This window comes from Parasphingopyxis sp. (assembly GCF_028279465.1).
GTDB lineage: Bacteria > Pseudomonadota > Alphaproteobacteria > Sphingomonadales > Sphingomonadaceae > Parasphingopyxis.
This window is the reverse complement of the sequence record NZ_JANQNS010000003.1, coordinates 44,899-62,832: the sequence shown is the minus strand read 5'-3', so window position 1 is coordinate 62,832 and position 17,934 is coordinate 44,899. Positions and strand designations below refer to the sequence as shown.

Annotated in this window: 17 protein-coding genes and 1 tRNA gene; 7 read left to right on the top strand and 11 right to left on the bottom strand. The window is 63.8% G+C overall.

The genetic code is table 11. The features are described 5' to 3' along the window. The first annotated feature begins 1 nt into the window (after nucleotide 1). The 3 genes from rplT (at nucleotide 2) to pheT (ending at nucleotide 4,034) form a co-directional block, all read left to right on the top strand. Complete coding sequence (gene rplT, locus Q0974_RS01270) at nucleotides 2–364, top strand: 50S ribosomal protein L20 (protein ID WP_299321671.1); 363 nt, start codon at nucleotides 2–4, stop codon at nucleotides 362–364. Between the two features lie 110 nt (nucleotides 365–474). Continuing rightward, a complete protein-coding gene (gene pheS / locus Q0974_RS01265) occupies nucleotides 475–1,587 on the top strand; it encodes a phenylalanine--tRNA ligase subunit alpha (protein WP_299321668.1) in 1,113 nt (370 codons plus the stop codon). Then, on the top strand, nucleotides 1,584–4,034 hold the full coding sequence (gene pheT, locus Q0974_RS01260; protein WP_299321666.1) for a phenylalanine--tRNA ligase subunit beta: 2,451 nt from the start codon (nucleotides 1,584–1,586) through the stop codon (nucleotides 4,032–4,034). Before pheS ends, pheT begins: the two co-directional genes overlap by 4 nt. Here the strand turns inward: pheT and metW are convergent. Continuing rightward, nucleotides 4,031–4,621 carry a methionine biosynthesis protein MetW gene (metW, locus tag Q0974_RS01255; RefSeq protein ID WP_299321663.1) on the bottom strand — a complete coding sequence of 197 codons (591 nt, stop codon included), beginning with the start codon at nucleotides 4,619–4,621 and terminating at the stop codon, nucleotides 4,031–4,033. The two genes, pheT and metW, sit on opposite strands and share 4 nt — an antisense overlap. Nucleotides 4,622–4,767: 146 nt before the next feature. Then, nucleotides 4,768–5,907, bottom strand: coding sequence for a homoserine O-acetyltransferase (locus tag Q0974_RS01250; RefSeq protein ID WP_299321660.1), 1,140 nt, complete (start codon nucleotides 5,905–5,907; stop codon nucleotides 4,768–4,770). Nucleotides 5,908–6,095: 188 nt separating this feature from the next. Here Q0974_RS01250 and hisC point away from each other — a divergent pair, with 188 nt between their 5' ends. Next, the gene (gene hisC / locus Q0974_RS01245; RefSeq protein ID WP_299321658.1) at nucleotides 6,096–7,196 is read left to right on the top strand and encodes a histidinol-phosphate transaminase; all 1,101 of its coding nucleotides are present in this window, start codon (nucleotides 6,096–6,098) and stop codon (nucleotides 7,194–7,196) included. On the opposite strand, the gene Q0974_RS01240 is transcribed toward hisC, so the two are convergent. The 4 genes from Q0974_RS01240 to ftsE are packed head-to-tail and all read right to left on the bottom strand — an operon-like array spanning nucleotide 7,176 to nucleotide 10,041. After that, nucleotides 7,176–7,871 carry a 1-acyl-sn-glycerol-3-phosphate acyltransferase gene (locus tag Q0974_RS01240; RefSeq protein WP_299321655.1) on the bottom strand — a complete coding sequence of 232 codons (696 nt, stop codon included), beginning with the start codon at nucleotides 7,869–7,871 and terminating at the stop codon, nucleotides 7,176–7,178. The genes hisC and Q0974_RS01240 overlap by 21 nt on opposite strands. A 5-nt stretch (nucleotides 7,872–7,876) precedes the next feature. Further along, nucleotides 7,877–8,407: a YdcF family protein gene (locus Q0974_RS01235; protein ID WP_299321652.1), complete on the bottom strand. Its 531-nt coding sequence runs from the start codon at nucleotides 8,405–8,407 to the stop codon at nucleotides 7,877–7,879. Nucleotides 8,408–8,416: 9 nt separating this feature from the next. Then, nucleotides 8,417–9,310, bottom strand: coding sequence for a cell division protein (locus Q0974_RS01230; RefSeq protein WP_299321648.1), 894 nt, complete (start codon nucleotides 9,308–9,310; stop codon nucleotides 8,417–8,419). Beyond that, nucleotides 9,307–10,041, bottom strand: a complete 735-nt coding sequence (gene ftsE / locus Q0974_RS01225) for a cell division ATP-binding protein FtsE (protein WP_299321646.1) — start codon at nucleotides 10,039–10,041, stop codon at nucleotides 9,307–9,309. The genes Q0974_RS01230 and ftsE overlap by 4 nt, the downstream gene beginning before the upstream one ends. Before the next feature lie 128 nt (nucleotides 10,042–10,169). On the opposite strand from ftsE, the gene Q0974_RS01220 reads away from it, so the two are divergent. Together Q0974_RS01220 and Q0974_RS01215 are read left to right on the top strand one after the other, a co-directional pair. Further along, on the top strand, nucleotides 10,170–10,934 hold the full coding sequence (locus Q0974_RS01220; protein WP_299321643.1) for an MJ0042-type zinc finger domain-containing protein: 765 nt from the start codon (nucleotides 10,170–10,172) through the stop codon (nucleotides 10,932–10,934). A 304-nt stretch (nucleotides 10,935–11,238) separates the two neighbouring features. Continuing rightward, on the top strand, nucleotides 11,239–12,321 hold the full coding sequence (locus Q0974_RS01215; RefSeq protein WP_299321640.1) for an ATP-dependent 6-phosphofructokinase: 1,083 nt from the start codon (nucleotides 11,239–11,241) through the stop codon (nucleotides 12,319–12,321). An 8-nt stretch (nucleotides 12,322–12,329) separates the two neighbouring features. Here the strand turns inward: Q0974_RS01215 and Q0974_RS01210 are convergent, their stop codons facing one another. Continuing rightward, nucleotides 12,330–12,560, bottom strand: coding sequence for a hypothetical protein (locus tag Q0974_RS01210; RefSeq protein WP_299321637.1), 231 nt, complete (start codon nucleotides 12,558–12,560; stop codon nucleotides 12,330–12,332). A gap of 207 nt (nucleotides 12,561–12,767) precedes the next feature. Between Q0974_RS01210 and Q0974_RS01205 the strand changes: the two genes are divergently transcribed. Then, nucleotides 12,768–12,854, top strand: a tRNA-Leu gene (locus Q0974_RS01205). 199 nt (nucleotides 12,855–13,053) lie between these two features. Here the strand turns inward: Q0974_RS01205 and Q0974_RS01200 are convergent. The 4 genes from Q0974_RS01200 to Q0974_RS01185 form a co-directional block, all read right to left on the bottom strand. Beyond that, complete coding sequence (locus Q0974_RS01200; RefSeq protein WP_299321635.1) at nucleotides 13,054–15,732, bottom strand: carboxypeptidase regulatory-like domain-containing protein; 2,679 nt, start codon at nucleotides 15,730–15,732, stop codon at nucleotides 13,054–13,056. Nucleotides 15,733–15,756: 24 nt separating this feature from the next. Beyond that, on the bottom strand, nucleotides 15,757–16,593 hold the full coding sequence (locus Q0974_RS01195; protein ID WP_299321633.1) for a molecular chaperone: 837 nt from the start codon (nucleotides 16,591–16,593) through the stop codon (nucleotides 15,757–15,759). Between the two features lie 194 nt (nucleotides 16,594–16,787). Next, nucleotides 16,788–17,282: a DUF4402 domain-containing protein gene (locus Q0974_RS01190; RefSeq protein ID WP_299321631.1), complete on the bottom strand. Its 495-nt coding sequence runs from the start codon at nucleotides 17,280–17,282 to the stop codon at nucleotides 16,788–16,790. A 139-nt stretch (nucleotides 17,283–17,421) separates the two neighbouring features. Beyond that, nucleotides 17,422–17,889, bottom strand: coding sequence for a DUF4402 domain-containing protein (locus tag Q0974_RS01185; protein WP_299321629.1), 468 nt, complete (start codon nucleotides 17,887–17,889; stop codon nucleotides 17,422–17,424). Nucleotides 17,890–17,934 lie beyond the last annotated feature (45 nt).

The window sequence follows — 17,934 nt, the reverse complement described above, 5'->3', positions numbered from 1 at the left end:
CATGGCACGAGTAAAACGCGGAACGACGAGCAAGGCTCGCCACAAGCGGCTTCTAAAAGAAGCCAAAGGCTATTGGGGCCGTCGCAAGAATACGATCGGCGTCGCACGTCAGGCGGTCGAAAAGGCCGGCCAGTACGCCTATCGCGATCGCAAGGTCAAAAAGCGGAAATTCCGCGCGCTGTGGATTCAGCGGATCAACGCGGCGGTGCGCGCCGAAGACCTGACCTATGCCCGCTTCATGCACGGCCTGAAGCTCGCCGGCGTCGAGTTGGACCGCAAGGTTCTGGCCGATCTCGCGATGAACGAGCCGGAGGCGTTTAGCGCCGTCGTTGCCCAGAGCAAGGACGCGCTCGCAAAGGCCTGAGGCAGCGACAGCAATCGCCGGTAGCTAGACCGGCAAATCCAAAGTAAAGGGCGCGGGGAGCGGAACGGCTCCACGCGCCCTTTTGCATTATGCTCTTCGAAACGGACGGAATGATGGACCAGCAAAAGCCGGATCTGGAACAGCTGAAACAGGATTTATCCGCAGCGATCGATGTCGCCACGGGGCTCGACACGCTCGACGCGGTGCGCGTGCATGCGCTCGGCAAGAATGGCGTGGTGACCAATCTGCTCAAGACGCTGGGCGGCATGTCGCCCGAAGAACGCAAGGTGGAAGGTCCGCGGATCAACGGACTGCGCAGCGAGATCGCCGGCGCCATCGAAGCGAAGAAGGACGCGCTCGCGGCAGAGGAACTGGCCGAACGCATGGCCTCCGAAACGCTCGACCTATCGCTGCCACCGAAGGACACACCCAAAGGCTCGGTTCACCCGGTGAGCCAGGTGATGGACGAGCTTGCCGAAATTTTCGCCGATCTCGGTTTCGCCGTCGCGACCGGGCCGGAAATCGAGGATGATTGGCACAACTTCACCGCGCTCAACATTCCCGAAAGCCATCCAGCGCGCGCGATGCACGACACTTTCTATTTCGGCGAAAACCAGATGCGCGACGGCATGCCGATGATGCTGCGCACGCATACCTCGCCCGTGCAGATCCGGACGATGACATCGGGCGAGCCGCCGTTTCGCATTATCGCGCCGGGACGCACATACCGTTCGGATTCCGATGCGACACATACGCCGATGTTCCATCAGGTTGAGGGATTGGTGATCGATCGCGACATCACGATGGGGCATCTGAAATGGACGCTCGAAACCTTCGTGAAGGCCTTTTTCGAGCGCGACGATATCGTCCTGCGCTTCCGCCCCAGCTATTTCCCCTTCACCGAGCCATCGGCCGAGATCGATATGGGGTTCTCGGTCGAGAACGGCCGGCGCATCGTCGGCGGCGATCCGAACGGCCCGGATGGCGGCTGGATGGAGCTGGGCGGCAGCGGCATGGTCAACCGCCATGTGATCGCCGCCTGCAATCTCGACCCCGATGAGTGGCAGGGCTTCGCCTTCGGCTGCGGCATCGACCGGCTCGCCATGCTCAAATATGGGATGGACGATCTGCGCGCCTTTTTCGACGGCGATCTGCGCTGGATCGAGCATTATGGCTTTTCAGCGCTCGATGTGCCGACGCTGAGCGCGGGAGTGGGCGCATGAAGTTCACCCTGGGCTGGCTCAAAGAGCATCTCGATACGGATGCCGATCTCGATACCGTACTCGAGACGCTGACCGCGATCGGACTCGAGGTCGAAGGCGTCGAAAATCCCGGCGAAACGCTCGCCGATTTCAAGATCGCGCGCGTCGTCTCGGCGGACAAACATCCCAATGCCGACAAGCTGCAGCTGCTGCAGGTCGATACCGGAGACGGGATTCCCGTGCAGGTCGTATGCGGCGCGCCCAATGCGCGCGAGGGCATGGTCGGCGTCTTCGCCGCGCCCGGCACCTATGTGCCCGGGATCGACGTTACCCTGAAACCGGCGAAGATTCGCGACATCGAGAGCTTCGGCATGATGTGCTCCGAGCGCGAACTCGAAATGTCGGACGCGCATGAGGGGGTTATCGATCTCGACGCTGCGGCCGCCGAGCATGTCGGCGAAACCTATGCGCAATGGGCAGGGCTCGACGATCCGGTGATCGACATCGCGATCACGCCCAACCGGCAGGATTGCATGGGCGTGCGCGGCGTGGCGCGCGATCTGGCAGCCGCCGGCCTCGGGCGGCTCAAGCCGCTGGCCGAAGCCTATGCGCCCGCCGGCGCGGAAGCAGGCGCCGGCGTCAACGATGCGACGACTGGGCAGTGCGAAGCCGTGAAACCGATTGCCGGCGAAGGCGCGCCGTCCATCGAGATCCGCACCGACGATCCCGACGGATGTCCGGCCTTTTTCGGGCGCACCGTTGCAGGCGTCGCCAACGGCACATCGCCGGACTGGATGGCCAAGCGGCTGCGCGCGATTGGCCAGAAGCCGATTTCGGCGCTCGTCGACATCACCAATTTCGTGATGATCGATCTCGGCCGGCCGCTGCACGTTTACGACCGCGCGACGCTGGGCGATGCGATCTTCGCGCGCCGGGCCGAGAATGGCGAAAAGGTCGTTGCGCTTAACGGCAAGGAATATGTGCTCGACGACACGATGACCGTGATCGCCGACGAGCATGGTGTCCACGATATCGGCGGCATCATGGGCGGCGAGCATTCGGGCGTGCAGGACGGCACGACCGATATCGTGATCGAATGCGCCTATTTCGATCCGCCACGCATCTCCCGGACCGGGCAGAAACTCGGCCTGATGTCCGATGCGCGCGCGCGCTTCGAACGCGGGGTCGATCCGGCCTTTCTCGATGACGGGCTGACCGTCGCGACGCTGCTCGTTCAGGCGCTGTGCGGCGGTACGCCGTCCGAAGTCGTGCGCGCGGGCCAGCCGCCGCTCGACACGAAAACCGTTAGCTACGACCCACAGCTCGCCGAAACGCTCGGCGGGCTCGCCATCCCGGCCGACAAACAGCGCGCATCGCTCGAGGCGCTCGGTTTCACCGTCACCGGCGACGGTCCGTTCGAGGTCACGGCGCCGACCTGGCGGCGCGATGTCGATGGCGCGCCCGATCTGGTCGAGGAAGTGCTGCGGCTCGAAAGCTATGACGCCATACCCTCGACACCGCTGCCGCGCGCCGAGGGCGTCGCGACGCCGACCGCCTCGCCCGAACAGAAGCGCGAACGCACGGTGCGCCGTGCCGCCGCCGCGCGCGGGCTGAACGAGGCGGTAACCTGGAGCTTCATTCCCGAAGCCGAGGCCGCGCTGTCGGGCGACGCGCCCTGGATCCTCGCCAACCCGATCAGCGAGGATATGAAGGTCATGCGCACCTCGATGATCCCGGGTCTCGCCGCCGCAGCAAAACGCAATGCGGATCGCGGCGCGCACAGCATAAGGCTGTTCGAGATCGGCCGGCGTTACCTTGAGGAAGAAGAGCGCCCGACGCTCGGCCTGATCCTCGCGGGCGCAAAGGATGGCCGCCACTGGCAAGGCGGCGGCGCGCCGTTCGACGCCTATGACGTCAAGGCCGAGATTGTCACGCTGCTCGAGGCGGCCGGCGCGCCGACCGCCAATCTGCAACTCTTCGGCGATGCGAGCGCGCTCTATCATCCGGGCCGCTCCGGCCGCTTGTGTCTTGGCCCGAAGAACATGCTAGCCGAATTCGGCGAGCTGCACCCGAATACGCTGAAGGCGCTCGATCTCGACGGCCCAGTGATGGCCGGCGAAATCTATCTCGACGCGATCCCGATACCGCGCAGTTCGGGCCATATGCGCAAGGCCTTCACCCCGCCCGCGCTGCAAGTCGTCACCCGCGACTTCGCCTTCCTGCTCGACGCCGACACGCCGGCCGGCGACCTGCTCCGCGCGGTCAAGGGCGCAGACAAGCAGCATCTGGTCGATGCGCGTATCTTCGATGTGTTCACCGGTGAGGGCGTTCCGGAGGGCAGGAAATCGGTTGCGATCGAAGTGACGCTGCAACCGGCCGAGAGGAGCTTCACCGAAGACGATCTGAAAGCGATTTCGGAGAAGGTGGTGAAAGCGGCGGAGAAGGCTGGCGGAGAGCTCAGGGGCTAACGCCCTAACAAAAACACCGCTTGCTCCGCCAGCAAGTTTGCCGCGCCCGCGCCGCGCTGCGTATTGCCGCTCAGATACCAGGCGCGTTCCACCGCGAGGCCCTGCTCGCCGACCAGCGCGCGGAAATCGTCGATGGTGACGTGGTGGATATTCTCGGTCGCGTACCAGCTTAAGGGCAGCGCGCCGGTGACCGGCATCCGGCCGCCGAACATCAGGCTCGCGCGCACGCGCCAATAGGCGAAATTGGGGAAGCTGACGAAAGCGCGCGGCGCGATGCGCAGCAGCTCGGCGAGGATCGCGTCGGGCGCGCGCGTCGTCTGCAGCGTCTGGCTCAGGATCGCATAGTCGAACGCGTCGTCGGGATAGTCGGCGAGATCGGTATCGGCATCGCCCTGCACCACCGACAGGCCCTTGGCCATCGCCTGGGCGACATTGTCCGCATCAAGCTCCAGCCCTCGCGCATCCGCGCCTTTCGCATCCCGGATGGCCGCCATCAGGCCACCGTCGCCGCAGCCGATATCGAGCACCCGCGCGCCTGCGGGCACATGATCGGCGATAATCGCAAGGTCGGGGCGGAGCTGATTCATCTGTCAGGCCTTCGCTTCGCTCAGGCGCCGCACCGGCCCGCACCCCCTCCCGACCTCCCACTTGAGTGTACCGTGTTGGGAGGCCGGGAGGGGGTGCGAGCCGGTGCGGCGAATTTCCACAAGGAATTTTCTGACAAACAAAACGCTCACTTCCCCTCCCCCGCTTTCAGAAACCCGTCGACCGTCGCATTCATGCCGGGCGTATCGAGCAGGAAGGCGTCATGACCGAAGGGCGAGGAGAGTTCGACGAAGCTGACTTCGGCACCGCTGGCATTGAGTGCGCGGACGATCGTTTTCGCTTCGCTGGTCGGATAGAGCCAGTCGCTATCGAAGCTGATCACACAAAAGCGCGTCTTCGTACCCTTGAACGCGTTGGCGAGCAGGCCGCCATGCTCCTCGGCCAGATCGAAATAATCCATCGCGCGCGTGATATAGAGATAGCTGTTCGCATCGAACCGGTCGACGAAGCTGATCCCCTGATGCCGTAAATAGCTTTCGATCTGGAAATCGGCGTCGAAGCCGAAGCTTTTCGCGCCCGTTTCCTGCCCCGGCTTGGCCTGTAAGCGGCGGCCAAACTTTTCCGTGAGCCCTTCTTCGGAGAGATAAGTGATGTGCGCGGCCATCCGGGCCACGGCGAGGCCCTTGGTCGGCGGCTCGCCATCCGCATAATAATCGCCGCCGCGCCAGTTCGGATCGGCCATGATCGCCTGCCGCCCGACTTCGTGAAAGGCGATATTTTGCGCCGAATGCTTGGCCGCCGTGGCGATGGCGATCGCCGAGCGGACGCGCTCGGGATAGCAGGCCGCCCATTCGAGCACCTGCATCCCGCCCATCGAGCCGCCGATCACGGACTGCAGCGTATCGATTCCGAGATGATCGAGCAGCATCGCCTGGGCGCGGACCATGTCGCGGATCGTGATAACCGGAAAGCGCATCGCATAGGGCTTGCTGTCATCCGCCGAGCTGGCCGGTCCGGCGCTGCCCATACAGCTGCCGAGCACATTGATGCAGATGGCGAAATGGCGATCGGTATCGATCGGCTTGCCGGGCCCGACCATCGCCGTCCACCAGCCGGGCTTGCCGGTCAGCGGATGCGCCGACGCGACATATTGATCCATCGTCAGCGCATGGCAGATCAGGATGGCGTTCGATCTGTCGGCATTGAGAGCGCCATAGGTTTCATAGGCAAAATCAACGGGCGCGAGCACAGCGCCGCCATCGAGCGTCAACGGCCCGGGCAGGGTGACGGTGCGCGCGGCGCCGAAGAGAGACGTATCGTACACCATGGAAAGGCGGCGCTAAGGCGGAGAGGCGAACATTGTCAACGCGGAAACCCGGCCCCGTTCGGGCTGAGCCTGTCGAAGCCCTGTCTTTTCTCTTGAATCTTACCAAAGAAAACGCGGCCCTTCGACAAGCTCAGGGCAAACGGCTTTTTGGGTTTAACCGCACCAAAAACCGCTCTAGCGATACCCGCATGACCGGACCGACCCCGAAACCCTGGATCGCTGCGATGACGCCGTACAAGGCGGGGCGCGCGAAAACGGCGTCCGGTGGTCCGGTCGTCAAGCTCTCGTCCAACGAGAATCCGCTGGGAACGAGTGTAGATGCGGAACGGGCGCTGAGCGAAGCGCGGGGCAGTCTGGCGCGTTATCCCGATCCCGCATCGACCGCGCTGCGCGAAGCGATTGCCGAACTGAACGAGATCGAAGCGGAGCGGATCATCTGCGGGACGGGATCGGACGAGATTCTGCATTTGGCTGCTGGCGCCTATGCGAGCGCCGGAGACGAAATCCTCTATGTCCGCTACGGCTTCACCGTCTATCCACTGTCCGCACAGCGGGTCGGCGCGACACCGGTCGAGGCCGCCGACACGGATTATGCGACCGATATCGACGCGCTGCTTGCAGCGATCACGCCCAAGACCCGGGTGATATTCCTCGCCAATCCGAACAATCCGACCGGAACCTACACACCGATGACCGAAATCCAGCGGCTGCATGACGCCATGCCGCCGGATTGTCTGCTCGTGATCGATCAGGCCTATGCCGAATATCTCGAACCGGACGAGGCGCAAGCGCCACTGGAACTGGCGCATAACGCTTCTAATATACTGATAACGCGGACATTTTCCAAGATTTACGGACTGGCGGCGGAGCGGATCGGCTGGGGGTACGGGCCCGCCCCGGTGATCGATGCGTTGAACCGCATACGCGCGCCATTCAACGTCACCACGGCCGGACAAGCGGCCGCTATGGCCGCGCTGGCGGATCAGGGTTTCGTCGCGAAAAGCCGGGCGCATAACCGAAAATGGCGCAGCTGGCTGACGAACCGAATCGCGGCCATGGGCAATGCCGGGCTGCGCGCGATACCCTCGGAGGCCAATTTCCTGCTGATCCTGTTCGAGGGCAAGTTGACCGCCGAACAGGCCTATGAAGGGCTGATGGAGCGCGATTTCATCACCCGCTGGCTGCCGGGACAGCAACTCCCGCACGCGCTCAGGATCACGATCGGCACCGAAGACGAAACGCGCGGCGTCGCGGCGGCGCTCGAGGAACTAGTCGCCGCGCACCTCTAGGTCGTTGATCAGGCGATGGACTCGCGCCTCGACCTCTTCGCGCGGCAGGCCGGTCGGGATCGGGTCGAAAAACCGATAGGTTACGACGCCCGGCCGCTTGATCCAGCTATCGCGCGGCCAGACATGGCCGCTTTCGATCGCGATCGGCACCACGGGTAGCCCGACCATTTTATAGAGCCCCGCAAAGCCAGCCTGTAGCGGCGGGGTTTCGCCGGGCGCGACGCGCGTCCCTTCGGGAAAGATCACGACGGAACGGCCGGTCGCCAAAATCTCACGCGTCCGCTTCAGCATCGCCCGCATCGTCTTCGCGCCGCCCGAGCGATCGACCGCAATCCCGCCATAGCGAACCGAGAGCCAGCCCCAGCCCGGAATATTAGTCAGCTCCTTCTTAAGCACAGGCGCCGGCGTATCGAGCAGGTTCAGGAAATCGAGCGTTTCGAACATCGCCTGATGCTTGGCGGCGAACAGATATTGCCCGTCGGGAATCTCGCCCTCGATACGGACGGTGATGCCGAGAATCCAGCGCGCGCACCAGCGATGGAAGCGCACCCAGGCATATATTACGCCATGCATCGCCCGCTCGCCGAGCACAGCGCCGATCAATGCGGCGACCACCCAGGGAATCGTCATGCCGTAAAATACGAGCGCAAAAATTATCGTCCGTATTGCCGCCATGAAGGCTATAGCCCGATCATCGCGCTCAACCGGCGCAACAGATATTTGTTATATTCCAGAAAGAGTTGCATGAAGCTTGGCTCGCTGACCACGGCATCGGGCAGCAGAGTGACGCCATCGTCCAGCTCGCGATCGAATTCGAAGCGCGCGCGGGGCATATGCCAGTCGGTGGTGACCAGCCGCACGCTGGTGAAGCGGTTTTCGCGCATCCAGCGCGCCGCTTCCGCGCCGTTGCTCCGCGTATCGACGGCCTCCTGGCCGAGATCGATGCAGCAATCGAACAGCGCTTCGGGCTTGCCGATCTCCTCGGCCAGCTCGACCGGGCGGACCGTGCGGTTCACGCCGGAAATCAGCATGCGATCGGCCTGTCCGGCCTCCAGAAGCTCGATGCCGCGATCGATCCGGTATTCGCCGCCCGTCAGGACGATGATCGCATCGGTCCGCTCGAGCTCGGCCGGCCCCGGCAATCTGATCGCGAAAACCGCAAAACCCAGCGCCCAAAGCAGCACCAACAGAGATAAGATACGCCGCACCATGGAACAGGCTTATAACAGCTTTTTGAGGACGCCAATCACGGTATAGCGCGCGACGAGGGTCGATACGGCCGCGCCCGCCAGCGGCAAAAGGGCGAGAATGATCCAGGCCGAAAGCGGGAGGGTCGCCGATCCGAGCAGTTCCGAGCCCACTGCCCCGATCCGCTGGCCCAGCAACAGCAACACAACCACAGCGACCAGAAAACCGACCAGGCCGCCAAACAGTGCATCGAGCGCGATCCGGCGCTGAAACAGCCGCGCAATCTGCACGTCAGTCGCGCCCATAAGATGCAACACTTCGATCGTGCTGCGATGTGTGTTGAGTGCGGCGCGCACGGCCAGAATGACCGACGCCGCCAAGGCGCTTGCCGTCAGCAGCACGAGCGCAAAGGCGAGCCATGTGAGCGATCCGATCAGGCCGGCCAGTGGCGCGAGAAACTGCGCATGATCGTCGACGCGTGCTGCAGGCGCCGCATCGACAACCGCCGCCTCGATACGCTCCAGATCGTTATGCGCCGCCTCGGTCAGTGCCGCGTCGATCATCGTGGGCACAGGAATACCCTCTTCGTCCCCCGCCGCGCCGATCCAGGGCTCGATCAAAGCATCGATCTCCTCATCCGACACGCGCACGACTTCGGTCACACCCTCCATATCGCCCAATGCCGCCATGGCCGCACGGGTTTGTGCTTCCCGCAGGTCTGGATTGGCTTCAACGATCTGGACCGTGATCCGTTGCGCGATGCTGCCGGTTACATTGCTGGCGGCATGATTGAGCGCGAGGCCGCCCGCCGCGGCAAGCACCGTCAGGAACATCATGATCGCGATGACCCAAGGCATCGGGCCCGACAGGCGGCCCTCGGTGAGCAGCCGGCGCTCGGCCGGACTGGCGGCAAAGGGCAGGCTCACTTGGCCGATTTCCCGGAACGCGTGCCACGCGGTTCGCGCGGCGGATTTTTGAGCGCGCCCGTCGGGTCCGAGAGGCGCCCGCCCTCGAGCCGCATCATCTGTGCCGCGGACACGCGACTGAGCAGATGAATGTCATGTGTGGCGACCACCAGAGTCGTGCCCAGCTTGTTCAGCGCATCGAACAGATGAAGCAGCCGGGCCGCCATTTCGGGATCGACATTACCGGTCGGCTCGTCGGCGATCAGGATCTCCGGCCGCCCGATCACCGCGCGCGCAATTGCGACGCGCTGTTGCTCGCCGCCCGACAGTGTCGCCGGCCGCGCGCTCGCACGGTCCGACAGGCCAACCCAGGCGAGCATCTCGTTGACCGGCGTTGCGAGCTCCGTCTCCTCGACACCCGCCACGCGCAGCGGCAGCGCGATATTGTCGAACGCCGACAGATGCGGGACGAGCCGGAAATCCTGAAACACGACGCCGATCCGCCGCCGGAAACCGGGCAGCCGGTCGCGCGGCAGGGTCACGACATCTTCGTCAAACAGCCGGATCAGCCCGCGGCTCGGCCGGAGCGCCAGATAGAGCAATTTGAGCAGCGAGGTCTTTCCCGCGCCCGACGGTCCGGTGAGAAAATAGAAGCCGCCGCCGTCTAACGAAAAACTGATATCCGAAAGCGTCTCTGCGCCCGTTCCGTAGCGCAGCCCGACATTTTCGAACTGGGCGATCGTCGTGGCCATCGGCGCAGCCATGGCACAGCGCGCTATCCGGCGTAAAGCACACAACACACATCGCGGCGACCTTGCCAGCCGGCCCCCTGCCCGCGTAGATCACGGCTTGATTTGCAACAAGTTGGCGTTCCTCGCGCATGATCCTCGTTTGTCCCGCCTGCTCGACCCGGTATCTGGTGCCCGATACGGCGATCGGCGTGGACGGGCGGCAGGTCCGCTGCGCCAATTGCAAGCATAGCTGGTTCGCCGAAGGACCGAGCACCGTGCCCGAGCCCGCGCCGGAGCCAACCGTTGAAACGCCCCCTGCTCCTGAACCGCCAGCCCCGCCTGCGCCCGTCCAGCATGAATTTTCCGAACCGCCCACGCCGGAGCCGCCGGTCGCCGAAGAGCCGGTCGAAAAGCCGCATTCGGACAAAGTGCCTCGAGAAAGCGGCGAAACCGACCCGTTCGCGCACGAACCCCCGTTCAAGCCGCGCCGCAATCCCGCAAAGATGTGGACGGCCATCGCCGCTGGGCTGTTTCTCCTGCTCGCCGCCGGGATCGGCGCGGTCGCCTGGTTCGGCCCGCCGGGCTTTATCGCCGGCATTGGCGGCAATGCGAGCGATGGCGCGCTCGATGTGCAGCTCGTTCGCAGTCCGGAACGGCGCACATTGGCCAGCGGACACGAACTGCTGTCGATTTCCGGTCGGATCGTGAACATGACCGACGAGGAACAGCGCGTGCCGGATATCCGCGCCGAACTGCGCAACGCCCAGGGCGCGGTGGTATATGACTGGACGATCCAGGCACCGCAGCGCACGCTGCCGCCGCGCGAGATGGTAGAGTTCAACTCGGCCGAAATAGATATCCCGCGCAATGCCGAAGAGCTAAATCTCAAATTCATACCCTTCGAAGGGGCGTAACTCGCCAGACCTTCGGCTTCGCCTCAGGCGTGACGGATTCTTGGTCAGAAACTTCCTGACGGAAGTTCGCGGCACCGGCCCGCGCCCCCTCCCGGCCTCCCATGAGTATACCCTGATTGGGCGGCCGGGAGGGGGCGCGGGCCGGTGCCGCGACATTGCGAGAGCATTGTTCTGATAAACAAATCCCCGTGCCGCGATTCTCCGTCAGGAAAATTCTGACCAACGACTCTCTTCCCTCGCTCGAAAACCGCCCTATGCTTCCCACTCCGCACGAAGCGAGGAGGCGATCATCCATATCGGGATATTGACGGGCGGCGGCGATGTGCCGGGTTTGAACGCCTGTATTCGCGCGATCACGCTCGGTGCACTCGAACGGGGCTGGCGGGTCACCGGTTTTCGGCGCGGCTGGAAAGGCTGCCTGCTGATCGATCCGGATGATCCTGCCACCATAGCCGCGCAAACCTGGAATCTGGATCGCGATCGGGTGCGCGGCATCGATCGGGTCGGTGGCACGATTTTGCACACCTCGCGCACCGACCCCCGTACACAAAGCGAGGGCGACCGAACCGACCATGTCCTTCACGTGCTCGACAGGCTCGGTATCGACGCGATGATCACGCTGGGCGGCGACGGCACGCTGCGCTTCTCCGCGCATCTTTCGGAGCGAGGCGTAGACGTTATTTCCGTCCCCAAGACGATGGATAATGACGTTCACGGCACCGATTATTGCATCGGATTCTCGACCGCCATCACCCGCTCGGTCGCCGCAATCAACGCCTTGCGCACGACGACCCGCAGCCACGAGCGGATCGGCATTATCGAGCTGTTCGGCAGGCGTTCGGGCGAAACCGCACTCCTCTCAGGCTTTCTGGCGCAGGTTGCGCGCACGGTAATCGCCGAAGTCCCGGCCGATCCCGCCACGCTTGTGCCGCTGCTGGTCGAGGACCGGCGGCGCAGCGGTGAAAATTACGCCATGTGTGTGATATCCGAGGGCGCACACATTCTGGGTGAAGGCGGAAATGCCGATCTGGCGAAATCCGCCTCGCAACGCGCGGACGGCGGCATCGGCCAGCGCCTTGCGCATATCGTCGAAGCCGAAGCCGGAATCGGTACTGTCGTGCAGGAGCTTGCCTATCTGATGCGCTCCGGCGAACCCGACGCGATGGACCGGATGGTCGGATTCGCCTTTGGCGGCCTGGCGATTCAGTTGCTGCGCGATGGCCGGGCCGGCCGGATGGTTGCGCTGACCGATGGCAATTACTGCCATGTCCCGATCGCGACGCTCCTCGAACAACAGAAGTCGGTGGACGTCGCGAATCTCTATGATCGCGATGCGTATCGCCCGAAATTCCCGCGCATCGAGGGTATGCCGATGTTCCTCTATTGAGGTCTGCTCTAGCGAAATTCGATCAGCCGATAGTCGCGGCGGACCATTTGGCCGGTCTCCGGGTCAATCTCGCTACGTTCGAAGCGACGGATCGGCGCCGGCCATTGCTGGGCCGATGCATCCAGCTGCGAGAAATCAATGGTTTCAGCATGAACGATGCGCGCGGTGGCGCGCGCCTGAACGACCGCGCCGGGGTCCTGCGCGCCCGCAGTTAGAAACAGAGCGGAAAGCAAAGCCATGCCCGCGCGCTACGCGCTGGAATCACGACCGAACAGGTAAACAAATGGTTAAAGCGACCGGAAAAGAGCGTTAATGCGGCACGCGGCGCGATTATTCGCGATTGCCGCCGGATTCGGTGCCTTTGGGGCATTGCGCCTATCCGCGCGCTTTGCTAGAGGCTCGCGCCTGCCAGATGCCGGGCGATGGTCCGGCCTACTTGAAAATGTGCGGTCGTGGCGGAACTGGTAGACGCGCAACGTTGAGGTCGTTGTGGGCTAACGCCCGTGGAAGTTCGAGTCTTCTCGACCGCACCATTTTCCCATATTTCAATGCTTTAGCGTGGCGAAAAGTCGCGCGGCGCGACTTTTTGTCAGACCTTCGGCTTCGCCTCTGGCGCGGCACCGGCCCTCTCCCCCTCCCGGCCTCCCACAGGGTACACTTGTGGGAGGCCGGGAGGGGGAGAGGGCCGGTGCCGCGCTCGACCGCTAGGTCGAGTCTGACAATCAAAAACCCTTATTCAGAAAGGGCAGCCGCGTTCCCGCCGACCGCGATCGTGCCTAGCCTTATGCTGTCACTCTCGTCGGTCACGAAAGCGCGGCGGCCGAGTGCCGCGGGCGCGCCGACGGCCTGGGCGGAGAGTTCGGCCATGCGGATCGAATATTCGCCATAGGGCACACCTTCAAAGACGAAGAAGCCGTCGAAATCGGTGCGGATGGTTTTCACGACCCGGCCCTCGATATCGACGAGCTCGAGATCCACGCCCTCCAGCGCCCCGCCCCCCGCGCGCACCAGCACGCCGTCGATCTCGCCGGCACTGACCAGCGGCAGTTCGACCATCGCGGCAACGCCGGGGCGGGGCGTCACGACCACGCCCGGCCCGCGCGGCTGAACGAACGGATCGGCGAGCGAGGAGGTGTCGATACCTACGAGAATCGGGCGATAGGGTGTGAGGCCAGTGACGACGGCCGTGCCATTCTCGTCGGTCGGCTCGTTCGCAGGCGCGCGGCCGGTCGTAATCTGCACGCCTTCTTCATAGGGCTCGTTCGGCTGGCGTACGCCGTCATTGTTGAGATCGCGGAAGACGCGAGCGACCGTTTGGCCGGTGCTCGCAAGCTTGTCCGCCGTCATATGGATGCCGCCGCGCGGATTGGGACCGATGCTGAACGCAAGATTGAGCCCGGCCGCCACCGAACCGTCGGTCGCGGCTTCGGCGGAGGCCGTCAGCGCGAACCGATTGAAGCGCCGGACATAGCCGACACTCGCCCGGACGCGGTTCAGCGTCGCCTGATAGCCAAGTTCGGCCCGCCAGGCGCTGTTTTCGCCGCTCGCCCAGTCCGCGGTTAGCGATGCGCTTTCGAAACGGCTGTTCGGCGAGAGCCGCCAACGCGCTTCCCCGCGCAAACGGACGCGCCCGATCCGGCCATTGGCCAGGATCCCAGCATTCGTATCGGACGGCGGGCCAATGAGATCGGCAAAATCATTGGCGACGCCTTGACGCCGGTAACCAACCTCGCCGGTTAGGGCGAAACGACGGAAATTGGCGGAAATCCGCGCCGCAACGTCGATCTGATCCGCCCCGTTCCGGCGCGTTTGATAGCTCGCCTGCACGCGCACCGGCATCACGATGCGCCCGATATTCAAGCTATGGTCGACGGCCAGCGTATGCCGGCCGGTCGTATCGATGCTGTAGCGTTCGGTCTGGAAATCCCTGGCGATAACCGATTCCGCACTGACATAGGCGCGGCCGAACCGGCCCAATAATTGCGCACGGGCGGCATAACCCCCGTTATCCGCCCAAGCTGCCGTGATTTCGACCAAGGCCGGGCCAATCGCCCGGCGAACCGATCCTTCGAGAACCGTCACCCTCTCGTCCGCGATGACGAGATTGTTGAGCTGAAACGCCAGCGATGTGCGCGGATCGAGCCCGCGTTCGAGGCCGAAACCCGCCCGCCAATGGCCGCCGCGCCGCAAATTGTCGCTATCGAGGTTGACCAGATCGCGATCGTCCTGGCTCGCGCCGGCCCAATACCAGGTTTGCCGCGGCGGAATGCTCGCCGCGCCAACATTGATGACCTCGGTTTCCCGCCGGATCTGCCCCTGCGGGCCATACAGCACGATTTCGAACCGGTTGATGCCGTAGCGCAGCTCGACATCGATAAATTCATAGCGGCCATCGCCGCGATCTAGCGAAAAGGCCAGCAATTGACCGTTGCGGTACAGCTCGGCCTCCCAGCCTTCGGGCAATTCGCCACGAAAAGTGCGCCGATCGAAGCTATCCGGCCGATCCAGCGGCCGGTTGGTGACGACGAACCCGCGGCCGGGCGTCGGCTGGGCGGCAATCGGCGAGGTCTGGCTCGACACATCGCCGATTGCGAAATGCGTCGCGCCGAGCGGACCCAAGAGATTGGGCTCGTTCGAGCTGCGAAACGCGCGCATGCGCAGCGATTGCGGGATTCCGCGATTATCCGAGGCGAGCCGGGCGTCGAAAGACGCGGTCAGTATCTCGCCGGCGGCGTAAATCTCGTAGCGCCGCTCGAAGCCGTTGTCGCCCCGCTGCCGATCACGCAATCCGCCAATGGAAACAACGACATCGACCGCCGGCGTCCGCCACATGCGATAGGGCGTATTGGCCTGGGGTAGGTCCGAAAGATCGAATTCGAGACGCGGCCGCAGCGAGGCAGCGCGGGCGCGGCGCTGCAGCGCGCGTTCGACCGGCAGAGGCTGCTCCGAACTCAACAAAAGCACGGCATTGCGCAGATCGGCCTCCATCGTGACGCCAAGCCAGGTGGCCAGCGCCTGGGTCGCGACGCACCAGCCTTCGGGCGTGTCGAACACGATCCCGGAAGGCAGGCGTTCGGAGTTCTCACCGAACCGCACACGCTGCCGTTGGCGATCGATAACAATCTGATTTTCTTCGTTAAATGCCCAGCCCTGAGCGCGGTTGGCATCTTCATCGATAGAGATGGGCGCATCGAGGGCCGCGATCGTATCGGCCAGGTCAAGGCACACGCTGCCCGGCGTCTGATAGCCGCGAACCCCGTCTCCGAGCCGATACTCGCCCAGTCTGACGTCAAACAGCAGGGAATCGTCGGGATGCGCCTCCCATTCGGCCTGCGCGGATGCGCTCGCCGCCCCGAACAGAGCGGCGAGGCCCGTCAGGAAGAGTTTTGCGTGATGCCCCCAGCGAAGCATGATGCCCCGCTCCCCGATGCCGCGTTACCGCAGCACCGCTTCGGTTTCGGCGATCAGACCGCCGCCGCTGCTATCCGGTTCGCGATACTGGATGCGCACCGGACCGGCGAGCGCGCCCTGAAACTCCTCGGAAACCGGCAGAATGACGGTCCGTCCAGTGATTTCGGGGTAGACGGCGACGCCGCGCGCCCGCGCGATCGGCACGTCGACACCCGGGCGAGTTACGGTGACTTCGCCATAGACCGAGCGTTCGCCCTGCCGGCTCATATCGAAGGCCACGGCGCGTACACCGTCTTCCTCGACGATACGGGGATTGGCAATCGCAGCGGTAGCGGTGAGGTTGCCGTGCCGCACGATGATCGGAATTGTGACGCCATAGACCGGAATCAGCCGGATCTGGAAACCTTCGCCAGCCGATTCAGCCTCTGACGCGGCCGGCCGCGGGCGCGGAATGGCGCGGAACAGCATATGGACGCGATATTCGCCATCGACCAAACCCTCGGGCGCGCGCACGCCGATGCGGATCGCCTGGGGCTGGTTAGGCGGCAGCACGACCCGGCGCGGCGCATAGCGGATCATGGCCAGCGCCGATTCTTCGATTTCGTTAGGTATTTCAACCTCTTCTAGCCCGCCATCGGGCGTCATACGGCGCAGCTCCAGGGAAATCCGATAGGTCGCTTCTTCGGTCCCGATATTGTTGAGGATGACCTCCGTACCGCGCGAGCCGTTGAGCACGACCCGGGTCGGCGCAACCAGCAGGTCATTGGCATGAACCGGCGCAGGCGCCGCGACCGTAGCGGTAGCGAGCGCTAGCGCGGCGACGCCGGTGCGGACGCGGGACGACAAATTTTCGAGGATCATAACCTTCTCCGTCTGAGCACAGACCGAGGGTGTCGCAGCGATGCGAAGTCCCCCCGGAAATCCTCAGCGAATCTTGCAAAAACTGGTTACTTTTCCGTCAAGGATTGGCGGTTTTCCAAAGAAAAACCCGGCAGCGCAGAAGCGCTGCCGGGCGAGGTTCAGATCGATGCCCGCCTGGCGCGGGCTATTCGATTTTACTGATAGTCGGCGGTCACCGTGAAGGTACCGTCATAGGTGCCGGCCGGCTGGTTCGCCGCAACCGTCAGATCGCCACCCACATAGAGAGCAACAGCCGAACCGGTCATCGCCAGCGTCGTCGACGAGGCGTTGAGCGAAATCGGCATGCTGTTCGAACCGCTGGTCAGCGACGTCAGGCCGCTCAGCGCGACATCGACATTGAGGCCGTTGGCACCGGTTACGTCGAACGCAGCCGACGACACGGAAGCGGCACCAGCACAGGTCAGACCGCCGCAGTTGCGCGTACCAGCCGAGTTAGCCGCCACCGAAACCGTCGCAGCGTTCGTATCGTCCGGAACGATCGTGCCAAAGTTGAGGTCAGCGGTTTTGCTGATCTGCACCTGCTGCAGGATTTCAGCGGTCGCATCGGCCGTAGCGGTCGCGGCGTTAGCGGCCGAACCGAACGAAGCCATCGCGGCGCCAGCCGCGAAAACGGTGATAAGCTTTTTCATTAGATAGTCCCTTTTCCACTTTCCGAAATGTCTTGAACGGAACGTGTCCCCCGCGCCATTCAGCATCCCTTTTGGCGAGACATGTTTCAGATAAGGCAAAGGCTTATGGTTAAAGGCGCTTTAACGCTTTGCGCGCCGATCACTCATATTCGGCACTGATCCGCATGCGGCCGCGGAAACGGCCGACATCCGTGCCATCGACATCGATCCGGCCGCCAAAGGAAAAGCGCAGATATCCGTCGCTGCCGATGCGCGGCTGCGCCGGCAGATCGCTGTGCATATCGCGCAACTCCACCCGGCGCCCGCCCGGTGCGCGCAAAATGACCTCTTCGGGCAAGTCGACGCGAATCGCCCGGCCCGGCTCGCCGCGGATCGTTACGGTGCCGCGCATCGCCATGCCGCCCAGATCGAGCAGGCGCGTCAGCCGCCGCTGACCTGTCTGCGGATCGATCTCGGCCTGGCCGCCCCGATAATCGATCAGCGCCATGCGATCGAAATCGAGCCCCGTATCGATATCAATGTGGAGCGGGCGCGACGGCCTGTCGCGCGCCATGATAGGGTCGGCATCGTCGCAGAGCCGGCAAACGCCTTGCGCTGCAGCGTCCATCGGCGCCGCGAAAACCCCTATTCCGCCCAAAAGCAGCGGCAAAAT